The sequence below is a fragment of the Amorphus orientalis genome, assembly GCF_030814015.1.
Taxonomy (GTDB): Bacteria; Pseudomonadota; Alphaproteobacteria; order Rhizobiales; family Amorphaceae; genus Amorphus; species Amorphus orientalis.
Genome location: NZ_JAUSUL010000003.1, coordinates 485,349 through 501,877, shown reverse-complemented (window position 1 = coordinate 501,877; position 16,529 = coordinate 485,349). Strand labels below are relative to the sequence as shown.

The following is a 16,529-nucleotide window of genomic DNA, read 5'->3' as shown; positions in this document are numbered from 1 at the left end:
CAGGGAGAAATGCCATGTCGAACGATGTCTACGTGCTCGGGGTCCACACCACCGCGTTCGGCCGGCGGCCGGATGCGTCGATCAAGGATCTGACCCGGGAAGCCTATCTCGGCGCGCTCGCCGACGCCGGCCTCGAGACCGGTCGGGACATCGAGGCCGCCTGGTTCGGCAACTGCCTGATGTACTACTGGGGCCAGGCGCTGACCCGCGGCAACATCGCCTTCATTCCGCTGGTCCGCGAGGGGCTGTTTCCCGACCGGGCGCCGATCGTGAACGTCGAGGGGGCCTGCGCCACCGGCAGTCTCGCCATCGCCGGGGCGGCCAAGGAGATCCGGGCCGGCGACGCCGACGTCACGCTTGCGATCGGTCTGGAGAAACTGTTCGATCAGAAGGATCCGCGCGCGATCTTCCCCCATTTCGCCGGCGGGATGGACCTGCTCGATCCCCAGGAATGGGAAGCGGAATACAGCGCGATCGGCGAGAAGATCGGCGTTCCGTTCCGGCCGGGCGAGGACCGCACCATCGCCATGGACACCTACGCCATGCAGGCGAACTATCACATGGCGACCTACGGCACGACGGCCGAGCAGATCGCCGTCGGCGCGGCCAAGAACCACTGCAACGGCGCGCTCAACGAGAAGGCCCAGTACCGTTTCGAGATGACCCCGGAGGAGGTGCTCGCCGACCGGCCGATCTCCGCGCCGCTGACGCGCGCCATGTGCGCCCCGATGGGTGACGGCGCGGCCGCCGCCATCCTGTGCTCGGAACGCTTTTTGAAGACGCAGCCGGCCGCCGTGCGGGATCGCGCCATCCGCATCGCCGGACTTGGGCTTGCCGGCGGCAAGTACCGTGGCCTCGACGAGCCGAGCCTGACCCGGGCCGCCGCCGACAAGGCTTATGCCCAGGCCGGCATCGGGCCCCGCGACATCGATCTGGCGGAGGTGCACGACGCCACCTCGTTCTGCGAAATCTATCAGTGCGAGATGATGCGGTTCTGCGAGGAAGGCGAGGGCGGTGCCTTCGTCGGCAGCGGGGCGACCAAGATCGGTGGAGAGCTGCCGGTCAACACGTCCGGCGGGCTCGTCTCCAAGGGCCACCCGATCGGCGCCACCGGCGTGTCCATGTGCTACGAACTCGCCACCCAGCTCAGGGGCGAGGCCGGGGCCCGGCAGGTCGAGGGCGCGACCTACGCGCTGCAGGAGAACGGCGGAGGCATCATCGGCATGGAAGAGGCGCTTGCCGCCGTCTCCATCTACGAGCGGATCCGATGACCTCACGCCCCCGCACCGCCGTCTCGGGGAGGATGCCATGGTCGCCACCGCGCTGATCGGCCTCAGCATCGCGATGCTGCTTTTCCTGCTCGCGGCGGGGCTGACCCTCGTCTTCGGGATGCTGGGCGTGATCAACTTCGCCCACGGCGCCATCTACATGCTGGGTGCCTTCGGCGCGTTCGAGGTCTACCGGACCACCGGCAGCTTCTGGCTTGCGCTGGTCGTCGCGCCGATCGTGGTGGCGCTGATCGGCGCGGCCATGGAGGTGGTGCTGCTGCGCCCGCTCTATGACCGCGACCATGTCGAACAGCTCCTGATGACGTTCGGCGCGATCCTGGTCATCGAGGAGGCGGTCCGCATGGTGTGGGGGCTCGGCTACCGGGACCTGCCGCTTCCCTCCGCGCTTGAAGGCTCGGTGCCGGTCCTCGGCGACCAGGTCGCGGTCTACCGGCTGTTCCTGCTGGCGGCGGGGACGGCGGTGGGCGCGGGCCTCTTCCTCCTGATCGAGAAGACCCGGCTCGGCATGGTCCTGCGCGCGGCGATGAGCTATCCGACGATGGTGCGGGCGCTGGGCATCCGCGTCGACCGGGTGCGCACCATCGTGTTCGCCGTGGGGGCGGCCCTGGCGGCGCTCGCCGGGGCGATCGCGGCCCCCATCGTGCCGATCCAGGTGGGCATGAGCTTCACCATCATCGTCGACTGTTTCGTGGTCGTCATCCTCGGCGGGCTGGGCAACATCCGCGGCGCGATCGCCGCCGCGATCCTGCTGGGCCTGGTGCAGGCGTTCGGCCAGCACTACTTCCCGTCCTGGATCGAGGTCGTCACCTACGTCGTGCTGATCGGGGTGCTCTTGATCCGGCCTCAGGGCCTGTTCTCCGCAGCCCCGGCGCGGAAGGCCTGAGCGATGAGCCGGTCGCGCTGGATCTCCAGCCTCATTCTCACCTTCTCGATCCCGCTGGTGGCGGTGGCCGCCGCCTTCGCCAGCGACGCGGGCACCCAGTACCTGATCGCGCTGATCCTGGTCTGGAGCATCTTCGCGGTCGGCTTCGACCTGGTGTTCGGCGTGGCCGGCATCCTGTCCTTCGGCCATGCGGCTTTCTTCGGGGCCGGGGCCTATGTCTACGCCGTGCTGACCCTGGACTACGGTGTCTCCGGCCTTGCCGCCCTCGGCGCAGCGGTCGCGATGGGCACGGTCATGGGCGCGCTCTTCGGTGTCGTGACGCTCAGGGTGACCGGGATCTATCTCGCCCTCACCACCCTGGCGCTCGCCCAACTCGTGCATCACCTGGTCGAGGTCAAGCTGAAGGGGATCACCGGCGGCACCGACGGCCTGGCCGGGGTGCCGCGGCCCGAACTCTTCGGCATCGATTTCTACGACGACCGCATGTTCGTGGTGTTCGTGGCGGCGATCTTCTTCGTCCTGATGTTCGCCAACGCGGTGATGCGCGCCTCGCCGTTCGGAGAGGTGCTGCGCGCCATGCGCCAGAACGAGGTCCGCGTCGAGCAGCTCGGCTACGACGTGCGTCTCTACAAGCTCTCCGCCTTCGCCATTTCCGGCGGCTATTCCGGCATCGCCGGCGGGCTGCTCGGCGCACTCGTCATGTATGTGGGCCCGGAGATGACCCGCTGGATCACCTCCGGCGACGTGCTGATCATGACGGTGCTCGGCGGCCGCGGCACGTTCGCCGGCCCGGTGCTGGGGGTGGTCGTCTTCGAGTGGCTGAAGGAGTCCGTCTCCGGCTACACCGAACACTGGTACGGCGTGCTCGGCATCGTCTTCATCCTGATCACGCTCTACATGCCGGGAGGCCTGATTGGGCTCCTGAGCCGGCTCACGAAGCGGCGGGCGCAGCCGCGGCGCCCACGCCGGGCGGACGCCGAGCGCGCTTCCGGGCGATCTTCGGAGGCGGCATGAGCGCGGTGCTGTCCTGCTCGAACCTCTCGGTGTCGTTCGGCTCGTTCGCCGCCCTCTCCGACGTCACCCTCAATTTCGAGGACGGTGCCACCACCGCCCTGATCGGGCCAAACGGCGCGGGCAAGACCACCTTCCTCAATGCGCTCGCCGGCCTGCAGCGGGTCAGTTCCGGCACGATCCGTCTCGACGGCAGCGACATCACCGTCCTGTCCGCCCATCGCCGAGCCCGGATGGGCATGGCGCGCTCCTTCCAGATCGTCACCGTGTTCCCGCAGATGACGGTGCTGGAGAACGTCCAGGTCGCCCGGATGCGGGCCCACATGAAGGTCGCTGTCCCGTGGCGCACGCTGGCGTCCTTTCCGGCGGTGGAGCGGGAGGCGCGCGCGGCGCTCGAGCGCTTCGGCCTCGCCGACGTCGCCGATGTTCCCGCCGGCACCCTCTCCCACGGCCGCCAGCGCGCGCTTGAACTCGCCATCGTGCTGGTCAACGCGCCGCGCGTCCTCCTTCTTGACGAGCCGCTTGCCGGCGTGGGCCGGGCGGAGCTGGATCATTTCGCCGATCTGGTGCGGGAGGTCAGCGCCCGACAGACGACGATCCTGGTCGAACACAACATGGACGTCCTGATGACGCTGGCCCGGGACATCGTCGTTCTGGTCGGAGGACAGGTGCTGGCCCGCGGCGGACCGGAGGCGATCCAGGCGGATCCGAAAGTGCGCGAGGCCTATCTTGGAGCATGAAACCCTGGCCATGGAGGCGGCGGACGTCTTCTACGGCGCCGCCCAGGCCCTGCACGGCGTCTCGCTGTCGGTCGCGCGCGGCGAGGTGGTGGCGCTAGCCGGACGCAACGGCGCGGGCAAGTCGACCACGCTGAAGGCCATGTCCGGGCTTCTCCCCCTCAGCGCCGGCGTATTGCGGCTGGACGGCAAGGCGCTCTCAACGCCGACGCCGGAAGACATGAACCGGGGCGGGATCGCCTACGTGCCCGAGGACCGGCAGATCTTCCCCACCCTCACCGTCGAGGAGAACCTCGCCATCGCGAAGGTGGTGCGGCGGGGCGGATCGACATGGGGCGTGGACGACGCGTTCGCCCTGTTCCCCCGGCTGGCCGAGCGTCGCCGCGCCCTCGGGCAGGCCCTGTCCGGCGGCGAAAAGCAGATGCTGGCCATCGGGCGTGCCATGATCTGCGCGCCGCGGTTCCTGCTGCTCGACGAGCCGATGGAAGGGCTCGCGCCGAACATCGTGTCGGGGCTTGTGGAGTCGATCCGATCGATCGTGGCGACCGGGGTCGGCGTCATCCTCGTGGAGCAGAATTTCCGGGTGCCGGCGGAACTCGCCTCCCGGTTCGTCATCCTCGATTCCGGACGGGTCGGCTGGGCCGGCGACAAGGCCGCGCTGGAGACAGATACGGCGCGGGTCTCGTCTCTTCTGTCCGGCACCGCCGCGACCTGAGCCTTCCATGGCCTGCTACGGCATGTAGGCGCCGCCGTTCACCCAGAGCACCTGGCCGGTCATGTAGCGGCTGTCGGGACCGAGCAGGAAGCGGATCGGCCCGACCACGTCCTCCGGCTGCGCGAGGCGCTTGAGCGGCAGGTTCGCGGCGTAGGCATCCACCGGAATGTCCGGCTCCGCGCTCTCGTCGGAGCGGCCGGTGCCGCCGCGCAGGAAGGCGGTGTCGACGGCACCCGGCGCGACGATGTTGACGCGCAGGCGGGGCGCCGTCTCCAGCGCGAACGTCTTGCCGAGCGCGATCACACCGGCCTTGGAGGCGGCGTAGGAGCCGAAGCCCGGCCGGATGTACTGGCCAAGCCCTGAGGCGAGCAGCACCGCGCCGGCACCGTCCGAAAGAAGCGGCAGGATCGCCTTCGTCGCGAGGAACAGGCCGCGCAGGTTCACCGCGATGATATCGTCGAAATAGTCGGTCGCCGTCTCCGCAAGCGGCTGGATCCGGTTGTTGTAGCCCACCAGATTGACGAAGCCGTCGATGTTCGGGGCTGCCTCCGCAAGCTCCTTCACAGCCGCCGCGATCGAGGCTTCGTCGTGGACGTCGATCCCGATCGTCCGGGTCTCGAGCGGATGGCGCTCCAGTGAGGCCGGGAGGTCGAGCACGATCGCCTCGTCGCCGCGCGCGATCAGATCCGCCACGAGCACGCGGCCGATACCGCCGGCGCCGCCGAGAACCGCGATGCGGCGGCCGCCGTCCCGCCCGCTCATGCCGGCGCACCGGCGGTGCGGGTCGCGCCGATCTCGGCGATGAAGGCGAGGATTTCGGCTTCCGAGACCACGTCGGCGTACTTGGCGTTCATGTCGAACAGGTTGGCCTCGTGCGGTGCCGGATGTCGGTCGCCGCAGGCATCGGCCACCACCGTGGTGATGAAGCCGTGGGACATGGCGTCGACGCAGCTCGCGCGCACGCAGCCGCTGGTGGTCAGCCCGGTCAGGATCACGTTGTCGACCCCGGCCGCCGTCAGCGTCGAGGCCAGCGAGGTGCCGAAGAAGGCGCTCGGATACTGCTTGGAGACGACGATCTCGTCGGGCTCGGGCACCAGACCGGCGGCGAACTCGGCGGTCTTGCGGCCGCGCACGAAGTTGGCGAGCGGCTTCGCCTTCTCGAAGAAGCGGCCGCCGTTGAGGCCGCCCTCCTGATAGGTCACCTCGGTCAGAACGACCGGGACCCCCGCCTCACGGGCTGCCGCCCGGATCCGGAGCGCCGACGCCAGCGCGTCGTCGACCCCGGCGTAGAGATCGCAGTCCGGGTCGAAATAGGCATGGGCGAAGTCGACCAGCACCAGCGCGGGATTGCGGCCGAAGCCGACCCGGTTGGAGTAGGCGCGCTTGTAGTTCTCGGCGAGATCGTCGGTCATCGGGCAGGGTCCTCGAACAGCCAGGGCTGGGCGTCGCGATGGGCGCGTTCGAAGGCGTCGATGGCGGCGCCCTCGTCGCGCAGGAGCAGGTCGGTCTCGTCCCAGCCGTTGACGAGCATCTGGCGCTCGGTCTCCGGCAGGTCCAGGTCGGCGACCTTGTCGCCCTCGACATGGAAGGTGCGCCGCTCCAGGTCGATTTCGAAGCTTTTCTTCTCCTGGGCAAGCGCGCCCAGCGTCTCGATCTGCGCCTGGGGGAGCGTGATCGTGAGCACGCCGTTCTTGGCGCAGTTGCCGGCGAAGATCTCGCCGAAGCTCGGCGCGATCACGCAGCGGATGCCGTGCCCGGCGAGCGCCCAGACCGCCTGTTCGCGGCTCGAGCCGCAGCCGAAGCCATCGCCGGCGATCAGGATTTTTGCGTCCGCGAACTCCGGATCGTCGAGGACGAAGCCGGGGATCGCGTTGCCGTCGCGGTCGAACCGGCGATCGTGGAACGCGTACCGGCCGAGCCCGTCGCGGTCCATCAGCAGGAGAAAGCGGGCCGGGAAGATGATGTCGGTGTCGACGTTCTCCTCGGGCAGAAAGGCGGCGCGGGAGGTAATCCGGGTGAGCGGCGTCATGCCGGCTCCTCCACCAGATCGCGCACGTCGACCAGATGGCCGGCGATCGCGGCCGCTGCGGCCATCGCCGGGTTCATCAGGTGGGTGCGGCCGCCGGGCCCCTGCCGGCCCTCGAAGTTGCGGTTGGAGGTGGAGGCGCAGCGCTCGCCGGGATCGAGCCGGTCGCCGTTCATGGCCACGCACATGGAGCAGCCGGCATCGCGCCATTCGAAGCCGGCCGCGCGGAAGATGTCGGCGAGGCCTTCCCGTTCCGCCGCGGCGCGCACCAGGCCGGAGCCCGGCACCACGATCGCCTTGACGCCCGGCGCCACCTTGCGGCCCTTCGCGATCCCGGCGGCGAGCCGCAGGTCGTCGAGCCGCCCGTTGGTGCATGAGCCGATGAAGACGCGGTCGATTCGGACCCGGTCCAGCGGCGTGCCGGGCTCGAGGTCCATGTAGGCGAGTGCCTTGCGGCGGCGCTCGCCGCGGGCGCGATCCGGGTCGGCGTCGGGGTCGGGGATCGCCGACGAGATCGGGGCGGCATCCTCCGGGCTCGTGCCCCAGGTCACGAACGGGGCGAGATCGCCCACGTCGAGGGTCTCGGTGCGGTCGTAGCGGGCATCCGGATCGGAGGGCAGGGTGCGCCAGTAGGCGACGGCGCGCTCCCACATCGCGCCCCTGGGCGCCATCGGGCGGCCTTCCAGAAAGGCGAACGTCACCTCGTCCGGTGCGACCAGGCCGACCCGGGCGCCGGTCTCGATGGTCATGTTGCAGAGCGTCATGCGCTCCGCCATCGACATGGCGGAAATGACCGGGCCGACATATTCGACCGCGTGCCCGGCCGCGCCGTTCGCGCCGATCTTCGCGATCAGGGCCAGCGCGATGTCCTTCGCGGTGAGCCAGGCCGGGCGGGCGCCATCGACCACGACGCGCATCGTCCGCGCCTTGCGCTGGCGCAGGCACTGGGCGGCCATGACGATGCCGCACTCGCTGGCGCCGACGCCGAAGGCGAGCGTGCCGAACGCGCCGTGGGTGGAGGTGTGGCTGTCGCCACAGGCAAGCGTCATGCCCGGCAGCGTGAAGCCCTGCTCCGGCCCGACCACGTGGACGATCCCCTGGCGCGCGTCGTCCAGCGCGATGTACGGGATCTGGTGCCGGGCGACGTTTTCGGCGAGGCGCGTTGTCTGGGCGCGGGCGAGCGGATCGGCGATCGGCCGATCGCGCCCGGTGGTCGGGACCGCATGATCGGGGACGGCGAGGTTCGCCTCCCGCCGCCGGACCGTCCGGCCTTTCGCCTCCAGCGCCAGGAACGACTGCGGCGTGCTCACCTCGTGCAGCAGGTGCCGGTCGACGTAGATGAGGGCCGAGCCGTCGCCATAGTCGCGCACGACGTGGCTCGCCCACAGCTTGTCGTAGAGGGTCGCTCCGCTCATCCCGGCGCCTTTCCGATCAGCTGACCTCGGCGTACTTCGCCTCGAAGTCCCACACGTCCTCGAAGCCGAGCAGCTTGTTGAACTCGGAGAAGTCGTAGAGGTCGATGTCGGCGCTGGTCTCGCCGTTCGCCAGCAGGTCGGCATAGGCCTTCTGCAGGGCCGCCCCCATGGACAGGAACCCGATCGCGGGATGGATCGCGATCGAGTAGCCGAGCTCCTTCAGCCGCGCGGCCGACAACAGCGGGGTGCGCCCGCCATTGACCATGTTGGCGAACAGCGGCGCGTCGATCTCGTCGGCGACCCGCTTCATCTCGTCCTCGGACTCCGGCGATTCCACGAAGACGATGTCGGCGCCGGCCTTCGCGAACGCCTTGCCGCGCCGGATCGCCTCGTCGAGGCCGAGCCCGGTGCGGGAATCGGTGCGCGCGATGATCAGGAAGTCGTCGCTCTGGCGGCTGTCGACGGCGACCTCGATCTTGCGGACCATATCCTCCAGCGGCACCACCCGGCGGTTCTTGGTGTGGCCGCACTTCTTCGGGAATTCCTGGTCTTCCATCTGCATCGCGGAGACGCCGGCCTCCTCGTAGCCGCGCACCGTATGGCGCACGTTGAGGAGCCCGCCATAGCCGGTGTCGGCGTCGGCGATCACCGGGGTGTTGGTGCGCTTCACCATCTGGCCGATGCGCTCGATCATGTCGCGGTAGGTGGCAAGCCCGGCGTCGGGCAGGCCGAGATAGGACGCGACGGTGCCGTAGCCGGTCACGTAGAGCGCCGGGAAGCCGGTGCGGTCCGCGATCAGCGCGGAGATCAGGTCGAACACGCCCGGCGCGAGCACCAGCTCGCCGTCCTTGATGCGCTGCTTCAGCTTGGGGTCTGCCATCTTGGTCTTTCCGTCTTCTTGCGGCGGCCGATGCCGGGCTCAGTGCTGACGAAGCAGCCGGCCGCATCCGTCGATCCGATCGTCGATCGCGGTGGCCCGGAGCATCGCCCAGAGGGTCGCCTGGTTGGAGGTCACCACCGGCACGCCGAGCTCGTCCTCGAGCGCGGCGATCGCCGGAAGCGTGGGGAAGTCGGTGCAGGTGATCAGGAGCGCGTCACTGCCCGGGACGAATGCGGCGCGGGCGTGGGCGACGACGGCGTCGAGCGGCGTCTCGGCAATGCGGGGGAACTCGTGCGGACCGCCGGCGCCGATGCCGAGGCCGATCAGCCGCATCACCTCGAAGCCGTTGTCGGTCAGGAAGTGGACTTCGTGGTCGTTGGTCGCCTGGGCGTAGGGCGTCGCCACGGACAGACGCACCGCGCCCAGCGCCTTCAGCGCGTCGACGATCGCCGCGGACGTGGTGAGCGTGCGCACGCCGCTGCGTTCGGAGACCTCGCGCGGCAGCGCGTCGGCCGGCGTCACCATTGAGCCGGCGGTGCAGGCATAGGCGACCGCATCGACGCGGGCCTGGGCCAGCATCGCGATGACCTCGGCGAGATCGTCGAGCAGTGCCGCGCGCCCGGCCGGGCTCGACGTGTCGGAATGCAGCTTCATGCGATGGGTGTGGAAGGTCACGCCCTCGGGCAGCATGCGCGACCACTCCGCCTCGTTCACCGTGTTCGTCGGCGGAACGATGAGCCCGAGCTTGGCCCGGGGACTGTAGGTGGACAGATGTCGCGGTTCGGTCATGCGCGCGCTGTGGCCTCACGAGATTGATGCGGACCCAATCCCATGGATTGTATCACATTGTCCAGACAAAGTGTCGAGCCCATGCGAGAGGCGACCAATCGGCGCGGCGACGGGCCGCGCCCGTCGAAAGCTGCGGTTCCGAAGCAGGCGAGGTCCGGGCGCGCCGGAACTTTCGCACCGCCGCGAAAAGCTCTAGGCATGGGACTGAGAGATCTGGATCGGGAACCGGCGACGTGGCGGATACGACGTCCACAACTGGCGGAACGGCGGGGCCGGAAGGTCCGCGCTATGCACGCATCCGCAAGATCCTGGAGGATCGGCTGAAGGACGGCTTCTATCCGGTCGGCAGTCTGATGCCGACGGAGATCGAGCTCGCCGCCGAGTTCGACACCAGCCGCTTCACGATCCGCGAGGCGCTGCGCCACCTGACCGAGCACGGCTACGTCGAGCGCCGGCAGGGCGTCGGCACCCGGGTCATCTCCACCCGGCCGGTGTCGAGTTTCTACCAGTCCTACGGTTCGCTGGAGGAGCTGTTCCAGGTCGCGGTCGACACCTGGTACGTGATCCTCGGCACCACGCTGGAGCCGCTTACGGCCGAGGTCGCCGAGCGCGTTGGCGGCCTTGCCGGCGAGGAGTGGTACCGGGTCGATGGCATGCGCTGGACAGAGCCCGGCGGCAAGCCGATCTGCTACATCCAGAGCTATGTGCCGGCCCGCTTCAGCGAGGTGGTTCCGAGCTTCGCCCAGCATCAGGGGCCGCTGTTCTCGCTTCTGGAAAGCCACGCCGAAGGACCGATCGAGGAGGCCGTCCAGGAAATTCGGGCGACCGAGATGCCGCCGGAGATCGGCCGGCTGCTCGGCCTGCGCCCCGGCTCCTGGTCGCTGCAGATCCTGCGCCGCTACGTGACCGAGGCCGGTGTCCTGATCGCCTCGTTCAACTGGCACCCGGCCGACCAGATGACCTACGTGATGCACATCCAGCGCAGCCGGCAGGGCGACCAGTCCGGCAACGGCCGGAGCTGAAGAGCTGCGACGGACGCCTCGCGGGCTCATGCTGAAACCATCACCGGCCGGAAACCGGTTCCACGCCGGTCCGCCCGCAGCGCATCGGCGCGGCGGAGATGCGCCGGCACCAGCAGCGATCCGTCGTCGGCCGCGCGGTCGAGAAGCGACAGTCTGAGCCGGGCGGCCGCCTCGCCGTCGTGGCAGAAGCGGCTCGACCAGTCCGGCCGGATCACCTGGACGGGCGAATGGATCGCGTCGCCGCAGAAGAGGGCGGCGGGTCCCTCTGCCGGTGCGACCTCCAGGCCGACCTGCCCCGGCGAGTGGCCGGCGAGCGGCACGATGGTCAGTCCGGCCGTGATCTCGAACCCGTCCTCGACGGTTTCGCAGAGTCCCGCCTCGACGATCGGCGCGACGCTGTCGGCGAACGCGCCGTGATTGGCCGATCCGGGCGTCTTGCGCTCCACCGCCGACCAGTGCTCCAGCTCGGTGCGGCCGACCAGATAGCGGGCGTTCGGAAAGGTCGGGACCCAGCGGCCGCCCTCCAACCGGGTATTCCAGCCGACATGATCGGCGTGGAGATGGGTGCACAGCACGATGTCGATGTCGTCCGGGGTCACGCCGGCGGCGGCAAGCGCGGGCAGATAGGGGCCGCCGGCGCGGCGGTGCCAGTCCGGCCGGAGTGCGCGCTCCTTGTGCTCGCCGACGCAGGTGTCGATCAGGACCCTGAGGCCGCCGACCTCGATCAGGTGGCTCTGTATCCCAAGCAGCACCGCGCCCTCGGCGAGGTCCAGATGATCCGGCGCGAGCGCCTCCGCGTCGGCGCCCAGGGCCGCGAGGCTCGCGTCCGGAAACAGGAAGTCGAGCGGCAGCGCGAAGCGGTCGATGTCGACGATGCGGCGGACGGTGGCCTGGCCGAGCGTGAACATCGCGCTCACATGATCGCCGGCTTGTCGACGTGCGGCGAGCGTGCGCCGGCCGCGGCCTCCGACGGGGGGAGCTCCTCGTTCCAGAGCCGGGCGATGAAGCGGGCGCCCGTGACGCCGTTGGAGGCGTCGGAGGCGAGCCAGCCGATCCCGCGCCGCATGATCGAAGCCGGCAGGAGGTTGCCGTCCGCGCCCTTCTTCTGGGCGCTCGGCGGCAGGAGGTCTGTGTCGGCCGCGCCGCCGGGCAGGTAGACATTCACGTCGACGCCCGTCCCTGCGAGATCCTGGGCCCAGACCCGAGACGCCGCCTCCAGGAACGCCTTGCTCGGGCCGTAGGGAGAATAGCCGCGGCGGACCATGGTCTGGTCGCTGGTCGAGACATTGATGATCTTGCCGAAGCCGCGCTCGATCATCGCGGGGGCGACGGCGGCCGCCATCTGGAACGGCCCGTTGACGTTGGCGTCGACGATCGCGCGCCATGCCTCCGGCCGCGCCTCCCAGAACCGGGTCGGCTCGGTGTTGAACCGCTCGCTGATCAGGCGCATTCCGATGCCGGCATTGTTGATCAGCACGTCGATGCGTCCGAAGCGCCCCAGCGCGGTTTCGGCGACCTTCCGGCAGGCTTCCGGGTCGGCCACATCGGCGGCGACTGCGACCACGACCTCGTCACCCCCGAGTGCCGCGGCCTCCGCCCGTGTGGCGGCCAGCGCCTCGCTTTCGGTCGATCCGCACAGGACCAGCGATGCACCGGCAGCGGCCAGCTCCAAAGCCATCTCGCGGCCGAGCCCGCGCGAGGCCCCGGTCACCACGACGACGCGTCCGGTCAGGGAAGGATGGCGGTACATGGCGCGCTCCGGCAATGAAAGACGTGAAGGATCGGCGCCTCGACGGTCCGCTGGCTCGGCGCCCGTTACCGGTCGAAGCCCTGTCCCGGCTTCGGCTTGGTGGAAAGGACGTGTCCCGCCATCGCCGCCTCCGCCCACTGGCTGTCGCGCTTGGTAAGCGCGGCGAGGATGTCGCGATGCTGGGCGTTGGAGCGGGCGATGTTGATCTTCTGGTCGCAGACGAACTGCTTGATCAGCACCAGCGGCAGGGCGGTCGCCTGGGCGGTAAGGGCATGCAGCTGTCGCGACCGGGAGGCTTCGACGATGACGCCGTGGAAGGCGCTGTTGAGCGAAACGAAGCGCTCCACCGCCGCGTCGCTGCCGTCGTCCTCGATGAAGTCGATGGCCTCGATCAGGCTGGCGAGACGCTTCAGCTCGGCGTCGTTGATCTTCTGGGCGGCAACGGCGGCCGCGTAGGCGTCCAGCTTGGCGCGGACCTCGAAGATGATCTCCACCTCGTCATAGGAGAAGTCGGTCACGTAGCGGTGGCGGTTCTCCACCGTCGCCAGCCCCTCGGCAACGAGCCGGCGAAGCGCCTCGCGCACCGGGGTGCGGCTGGTGCCGGTCAGCTGCGCCAGATGCTCCTCGCGCAGGTGCGCGCCGCTCTTCAGTTCGCCGGTCAGGATCGCGCGCCGGATACCCTGATAGGCCCGTTCGGCGGGCTTTTGCTGCCGCTCCGCGTCCTGATCGTCCGCCCGTCCGCCGATGACGAGGTCCGGCCGCTCGCGGGCGATCTCATGCAGGTTCGCCTCGAAGCTCATGGCGTCGGATCGATGTGCGAGGCGTGGTTTTGCAGATACCATTCGGCGATCTCCTCCCGGCTCGCGAACCACACCCCGTCGAACGTCTTAGCGTAGCGGATGAAGTCGCGCAGCGCGCGGATCCGAAACGGCTGGCCGATCACATGGGGGTGCAGGCCGATGTTCATGATCCGGCCGCTCTTCGCGCCCTCCGCATAGAGCCAGTCGAACTGTTCCTTGAACATCTGGAAGCCGGTGTCGACGGTCAGCCCCTGCCGCAGGAACGAAAAGTCGTTGACCTCGGACGTGTAGGGAATCGACACCATCGGCCGTCCGGACCGCGTCTTCACCAGATAGGGCTGGTCGTCGTTGAGCAGGTCGGTGACGAAGATCAGCCCTTCGTCGGCGAGGATGTCGATGGTGTTGAGGGTCGAGCGCAGCGAGCTCGACAGCCACCCCTTGGCTTTCTCTCCGACCACCTTCTCGTAGGTGTCGAGGGTGCGGCGGATCACGGCGCGTTCCGCCGCCTCGTCGAACATGTAGTCGGTGAGAAGCTCGTCCTGGACGTAGTTGTGGGCGACGATCTCGAAGCCCCGGTCGAGCGCGGCCTCCACGATCTCGGGCCGCTCCTCGGCGATCTTGGCGTTGATGGTGCAGCTCGACGGCACATCCTCGGCGTCGAAGACGTCGAACATGCGCCAGACGCCGACCCGCTGGCCGTATTCGCGCCAGGTGAAGTTCGGGTTGTCGTAGACATTGCCCGGCAGGTTGCCGCCGACGATGCCCGGACCGCCCGGATAGTAGGGGCGGTCGCTCTCCTGCACCTTGTCCCAGTATTCCAGGTTGGTGGTGAGAATCAGCGCCAGCCGCTTGCCGTTCGGCCACTTCAGCGGCTTGCGCCGGGGCATCGGAACGAAGTCGTAATCCATCGTCGCCCTTCGGGTTTGAGGGAGGACCGGGTCAGTAGTGCGACAGGAGCGAGCCGAAGCCCTGCACCTTGTCCTCGATGCCGTTCATGCGCAGTCCGTGCCAGTAGGTGGCGGTGTTGATCGCGATCACCGGCTTGTCGAGCCAGAACTCCGCGATCGCGCCGACGCGCGCCATGGCGAGGTTGGTGCCGGCCTGGACGATCGCCTCGACGGAGGGATCGTTGACCTCGTTGATCGCGTCGCGGAGCGTCTTCTCGCTTTCGTGGGCGATCAGCATCGGGCTCTTGCACTTCAGTCCCTTCACCGTGACGACCTCGTAGCCGCAGTCGGTGAAGAAGCGGCGCACCTGCTCGTCTCCGATCGGCATGTAGGGCGTGATCACGGCGATCCGCTTGATGTCGCCGAACTTCGACAGCGCCGCCTGGCACGCGTCCGAGCCCATCGCGACGGGCATCCCCGCATGAGCCGTGATCTCGTCCTTCAGGCTGTCGGCGCGGGACTTGCCGTCCCAGAAGGTCTCCGCCGACATGCCCATGACGATCGCGCCCGGCGAGCAGGTCAGCACGGAATCGATCGCCTCGATGGTGGCGGCGCGGATGCGCATGACGAGCTCGTTGAAGTCCTCGTCGGTGTGCACCGGATCGTCGGGGATACGGATGCGCGAGAAGTGGTTGGTCACGCCCACGGGACGCATCGAATCGAATTCCGGCTGCACCGACGTGTTCGTCGAAGGCGCGATCACGCCGAACTTCATCCGATAGCCGAGACTGTCCACCATCAGCTTTTTGCTCCTTGTTCGGGAAATCGGCCCGCGATCAGGCCACGGCCTCGAGGTCGCGCAGCGACTGGATCATCGACGAGCGCATCAGATAGGTCTTGTGGGCTTCCGGATCCGCGACGGTGCGGCGCAATTCGTCGTGGTAGGCCTTGCGGGCTTCCGGATCGTTCTCGGCCATGATCTGGCGGTTGCGGATCGTCTGCGCCTGGACGGTGTCGATGCAGGCCTTGCGGCGCTGGCGCTCGTAGCGCGCCATGCTCTCCAGCGGGGCCTTGCCGTTCCACACGTCGACCAGCTTGTCGGTGAGGTTGATGGCGTCGTGGACGCCGCCGTTCATGCCCATGCCGCCGAGCGGGTTGTTGAGATGGGCGGAATCGCCGGCGAGGAACACGCGGCCGGCGACGTAGCTCTTCGCCACGCGCTGGTGCACCCGGTAGGCGGTGGCGTGGACCACGTCGTAGGCGCCGTCCTTGGGGCAGAGCTTCTGCAGCCGGCGCTCCATCGTCTCCGGCGCCTTGATCTCGTCTTCTGTAAGCTCCGGATCGGTCGGCAGCAGCACCCGCCAAAGCGACGGGGTGCGCAGCAGGACGGCCCATTCGTCCGGATCGGTCAGGTAGGCGATCGGCGACAGGTCCGGGATCGCGGCGTCGAAGTCGAACGTGGTCGACATCGACAGGAAGATCTCCGGGATCGTCAGGCCCTCGAACTCGATGTCGAGGGAGCGGCGGATCGCGCTGTGGGCGCCATCGGCGGCGATCAGGAAGCGGCCGCGGATCGTCTCGGAGGCGCCGTCCGGACGGCTGAAGGTGACCTCGACGCCGTTCTCGTCCTGGGTCACGCCCTCGGCCGACGCGTTGTAGACGATCTCGAGGAGGCCCTTCTCCTCCATCCGGTCGCGCAGCATCTCCGTCAGCTTCCACTGCTCGCACTGCAGCCGGTAGGGGTGGCTGGTCTCGCCCGCCAGAATGCCGAGATCGAAGGTCGCGATGACGCCCTCGGTGCGGTCGCGGAACTGCCAGTGCGGGCAGATCAGGCCCCGCTCGATCAGCCGGTCGGTCACGCCGAAGCGGTCGAGCATGTCGAGGGTCGGGGGATGAAAGGTGGAGGCGCGCAGGTCCTTCGGCAGCTCCGTGCTCGCTTCCAGGACGGTCACCGGAATGCCCGCCTCGGCAAGCGCGCTCGCCGCGACAAGGCCGACAGGTCCCGCGCCGACGACCAGGACCCGTTCTTCAACGCCACCCATTCTCTGCAAACCCCAATGTTCCGCTTGACATCGTCAGTTCCGGTTTTCAATGTGTACAAGTTGTCAGGACATATCAAGCATGAAAATGGCGATATGTTCATGACAAGAAATTGGGCGGACGGGGCCGGATAAACAGCCTCCATCCGACCGGACGGCGCAAAGGCCCGCGCAGAAGGGTCGCGCCAAAGCGCTGATATCTCGGGATTATCTCGAGTTCGGCGTCCAGAAGCGGGGACTAGCGGATGCCTCTCGATCGACACTTCAGGCAGCCATGCGTGCTGGT

Annotated in this window: 18 protein-coding genes; 6 read left to right on the top strand and 12 right to left on the bottom strand. The window is 68.6% G+C overall.

The window, feature by feature from the left end:
- The first annotated feature begins 14 nt into the window (after positions 1-14).
- Genes J2S73_RS16755 through J2S73_RS16735 form a run of 5 tightly spaced genes read left to right on the top strand, consistent with a single transcriptional unit; the run spans position 15 to position 4,635 of the window.
- Complete coding sequence (locus tag J2S73_RS16755) at positions 15-1,271, top strand: thiolase family protein (RefSeq protein ID WP_306886767.1); 1,257 nt, start codon at positions 15-17, stop codon at positions 1,269-1,271.
- Positions 1,272-1,308: 37 nt separating this feature from the next.
- Positions 1,309-2,172 carry a branched-chain amino acid ABC transporter permease gene (locus J2S73_RS16750; RefSeq protein ID WP_306886766.1) on the top strand — a complete coding sequence of 288 codons (864 nt, stop codon included), beginning with the start codon at positions 1,309-1,311 and terminating at the stop codon, positions 2,170-2,172.
- A gap of 3 nt (positions 2,173-2,175) precedes the next feature.
- Entirely contained in the window at positions 2,176-3,186 is a 1,011-nt protein-coding gene (locus J2S73_RS16745) for a branched-chain amino acid ABC transporter permease (protein ID WP_306886765.1), read from the top strand.
- The gene (locus J2S73_RS16740) at positions 3,183-3,923 is read left to right on the top strand and encodes an ABC transporter ATP-binding protein (protein WP_306886764.1); all 741 of its coding nucleotides are present in this window, start codon (positions 3,183-3,185) and stop codon (positions 3,921-3,923) included. The genes J2S73_RS16745 and J2S73_RS16740 overlap by 4 nt, the downstream gene beginning before the upstream one ends.
- Positions 3,913-4,635, top strand: coding sequence for an ABC transporter ATP-binding protein (locus tag J2S73_RS16735; RefSeq protein ID WP_306886763.1), 723 nt, complete (start codon positions 3,913-3,915; stop codon positions 4,633-4,635). The genes J2S73_RS16740 and J2S73_RS16735 overlap by 11 nt, the downstream gene beginning before the upstream one ends.
- 15 nt (positions 4,636-4,650) lie before the next feature.
- Here the strand turns inward: J2S73_RS16735 and J2S73_RS16730 are convergent, their stop codons facing one another.
- From J2S73_RS16730 to J2S73_RS16705, 6 genes are read right to left on the bottom strand one after another with little or no spacing between them, the layout of a single operon-like run.
- Positions 4,651-5,397, bottom strand: a complete 747-nt coding sequence (locus J2S73_RS16730) for an SDR family NAD(P)-dependent oxidoreductase (RefSeq protein ID WP_306886762.1) — start codon at positions 5,395-5,397, stop codon at positions 4,651-4,653.
- Positions 5,394-6,047 carry an isochorismatase family protein gene (locus J2S73_RS16725; protein WP_306886761.1) on the bottom strand — a complete coding sequence of 218 codons (654 nt, stop codon included), beginning with the start codon at positions 6,045-6,047 and terminating at the stop codon, positions 5,394-5,396. The genes J2S73_RS16730 and J2S73_RS16725 overlap by 4 nt, the downstream gene beginning before the upstream one ends.
- Positions 6,044-6,664, bottom strand: a complete 621-nt coding sequence (gene leuD, locus J2S73_RS16720) for a 3-isopropylmalate dehydratase small subunit (RefSeq protein ID WP_306886760.1) — start codon at positions 6,662-6,664, stop codon at positions 6,044-6,046. Before leuD ends, J2S73_RS16725 begins: the two co-directional genes overlap by 4 nt.
- Entirely contained in the window at positions 6,661-8,076 is a 1,416-nt protein-coding gene (leuC, locus tag J2S73_RS16715) for a 3-isopropylmalate dehydratase large subunit (RefSeq protein ID WP_306886759.1), read from the bottom strand. Before leuC ends, leuD begins: the two co-directional genes overlap by 4 nt.
- A 16-nt stretch (positions 8,077-8,092) precedes the next feature.
- Positions 8,093-8,956 (bottom strand): isocitrate lyase/PEP mutase family protein, encoded by an 864-nt coding sequence (locus tag J2S73_RS16710; RefSeq protein WP_306886758.1) that lies wholly within the window; start codon positions 8,954-8,956, stop codon positions 8,093-8,095.
- Between the two features lie 39 nt (positions 8,957-8,995).
- Positions 8,996-9,745: a maleate cis-trans isomerase family protein gene (locus J2S73_RS16705; RefSeq protein ID WP_306886757.1), complete on the bottom strand. Its 750-nt coding sequence runs from the start codon at positions 9,743-9,745 to the stop codon at positions 8,996-8,998.
- Between the two features lie 233 nt (positions 9,746-9,978).
- Here J2S73_RS16705 and J2S73_RS16700 point away from each other — a divergent pair, with 233 nt between their 5' ends.
- Positions 9,979-10,767, top strand: a complete 789-nt coding sequence (locus J2S73_RS16700) for a GntR family transcriptional regulator (protein WP_306886755.1) — start codon at positions 9,979-9,981, stop codon at positions 10,765-10,767.
- A gap of 26 nt (positions 10,768-10,793) precedes the next feature.
- Here J2S73_RS16700 and J2S73_RS16695 read toward each other — a convergent pair whose 3' ends face one another.
- From J2S73_RS16695 to J2S73_RS16670, 6 genes are all read right to left on the bottom strand, one after another.
- Positions 10,794-11,675, bottom strand: coding sequence for an MBL fold metallo-hydrolase (locus J2S73_RS16695; protein WP_306886825.1), 882 nt, complete (start codon positions 11,673-11,675; stop codon positions 10,794-10,796).
- Between the two features lie 5 nt (positions 11,676-11,680).
- Positions 11,681-12,517: an SDR family NAD(P)-dependent oxidoreductase gene (locus tag J2S73_RS16690; protein ID WP_306886754.1), complete on the bottom strand. Its 837-nt coding sequence runs from the start codon at positions 12,515-12,517 to the stop codon at positions 11,681-11,683.
- 65 nt (positions 12,518-12,582) lie between these two features.
- A complete protein-coding gene (locus J2S73_RS16685; RefSeq protein WP_306886753.1) occupies positions 12,583-13,359 on the bottom strand; it encodes a GntR family transcriptional regulator in 777 nt (258 codons plus the stop codon).
- The gene (locus J2S73_RS16680) at positions 13,314-14,225 is read right to left on the bottom strand and encodes a polysaccharide deacetylase family protein (RefSeq protein WP_306886752.1); all 912 of its coding nucleotides are present in this window, start codon (positions 14,223-14,225) and stop codon (positions 13,314-13,316) included. The genes J2S73_RS16685 and J2S73_RS16680 overlap by 46 nt, the downstream gene beginning before the upstream one ends.
- Positions 14,226-14,256: 31 nt before the next feature.
- A complete protein-coding gene (locus J2S73_RS16675; RefSeq protein WP_306886751.1) occupies positions 14,257-15,003 on the bottom strand; it encodes a maleate cis-trans isomerase family protein in 747 nt (248 codons plus the stop codon).
- Between the two features lie 37 nt (positions 15,004-15,040).
- On the bottom strand, positions 15,041-16,246 hold the full coding sequence (locus tag J2S73_RS16670) for an FAD-dependent oxidoreductase (RefSeq protein WP_306886750.1): 1,206 nt from the start codon (positions 16,244-16,246) through the stop codon (positions 15,041-15,043).
- Positions 16,247-16,529 lie beyond the last annotated feature (283 nt).

What these genes read in the sequence shown, in the direction of transcription:
- J2S73_RS16755 (WP_306886767.1), top strand. Translation starts at nt 15, where the DNA reads ATGTCGAACGATGTCTACGTGCTCGGGGTCCACACCACCGCGTTCGGC.
- J2S73_RS16750 (WP_306886766.1), top strand. Translation starts at nt 1,309, where the DNA reads ATGGTCGCCACCGCGCTGATCGGCCTCAGCATCGCGATGCTGCTTTTC.
- J2S73_RS16745 (WP_306886765.1), top strand. Translation starts at nt 2,176, where the DNA reads ATGAGCCGGTCGCGCTGGATCTCCAGCCTCATTCTCACCTTCTCGATC.
- J2S73_RS16740 (WP_306886764.1), top strand. Translation starts at nt 3,183, where the DNA reads ATGAGCGCGGTGCTGTCCTGCTCGAACCTCTCGGTGTCGTTCGGCTCG.
- J2S73_RS16730 (WP_306886762.1), bottom strand. Translation starts at nt 5,397, where the DNA reads ATGAGCGGGCGGGACGGCGGCCGCCGCATCGCGGTTCTCGGCGGCGCC.
- J2S73_RS16725 (WP_306886761.1), bottom strand. Translation starts at nt 6,047, where the DNA reads ATGACCGACGATCTCGCCGAGAACTACAAGCGCGCCTACTCCAACCGG.
- leuD (WP_306886760.1), bottom strand. Translation starts at nt 6,664, where the DNA reads ATGACGCCGCTCACCCGGATTACCTCCCGCGCCGCCTTTCTGCCCGAG.
- leuC (WP_306886759.1), bottom strand. Translation starts at nt 8,076, where the DNA reads ATGAGCGGAGCGACCCTCTACGACAAGCTGTGGGCGAGCCACGTCGTG.
- J2S73_RS16710 (WP_306886758.1), bottom strand. Translation starts at nt 8,956, where the DNA reads ATGGCAGACCCCAAGCTGAAGCAGCGCATCAAGGACGGCGAGCTGGTG.
- J2S73_RS16705 (WP_306886757.1), bottom strand. Translation starts at nt 9,745, where the DNA reads ATGACCGAACCGCGACATCTGTCCACCTACAGTCCCCGGGCCAAGCTC.
- J2S73_RS16695 (WP_306886825.1), bottom strand. Translation starts at nt 11,675, where the DNA reads ATGTTCACGCTCGGCCAGGCCACCGTCCGCCGCATCGTCGACATCGAC.
- J2S73_RS16690 (WP_306886754.1), bottom strand. Translation starts at nt 12,517, where the DNA reads ATGTACCGCCATCCTTCCCTGACCGGACGCGTCGTCGTGGTGACCGGG.
- J2S73_RS16685 (WP_306886753.1), bottom strand. Translation starts at nt 13,359, where the DNA reads ATGGTATCTGCAAAACCACGCCTCGCACATCGATCCGACGCCATGAGC.
- J2S73_RS16680 (WP_306886752.1), bottom strand. Translation starts at nt 14,225, where the DNA reads ATGGATTACGACTTCGTTCCGATGCCCCGGCGCAAGCCGCTGAAGTGG.
- J2S73_RS16675 (WP_306886751.1), bottom strand. Translation starts at nt 15,003, where the DNA reads ATGGTGGACAGTCTCGGCTATCGGATGAAGTTCGGCGTGATCGCGCCT.
- J2S73_RS16670 (WP_306886750.1), bottom strand. Translation starts at nt 16,246, where the DNA reads ATGGGTGGCGTTGAAGAACGGGTCCTGGTCGTCGGCGCGGGACCTGTC.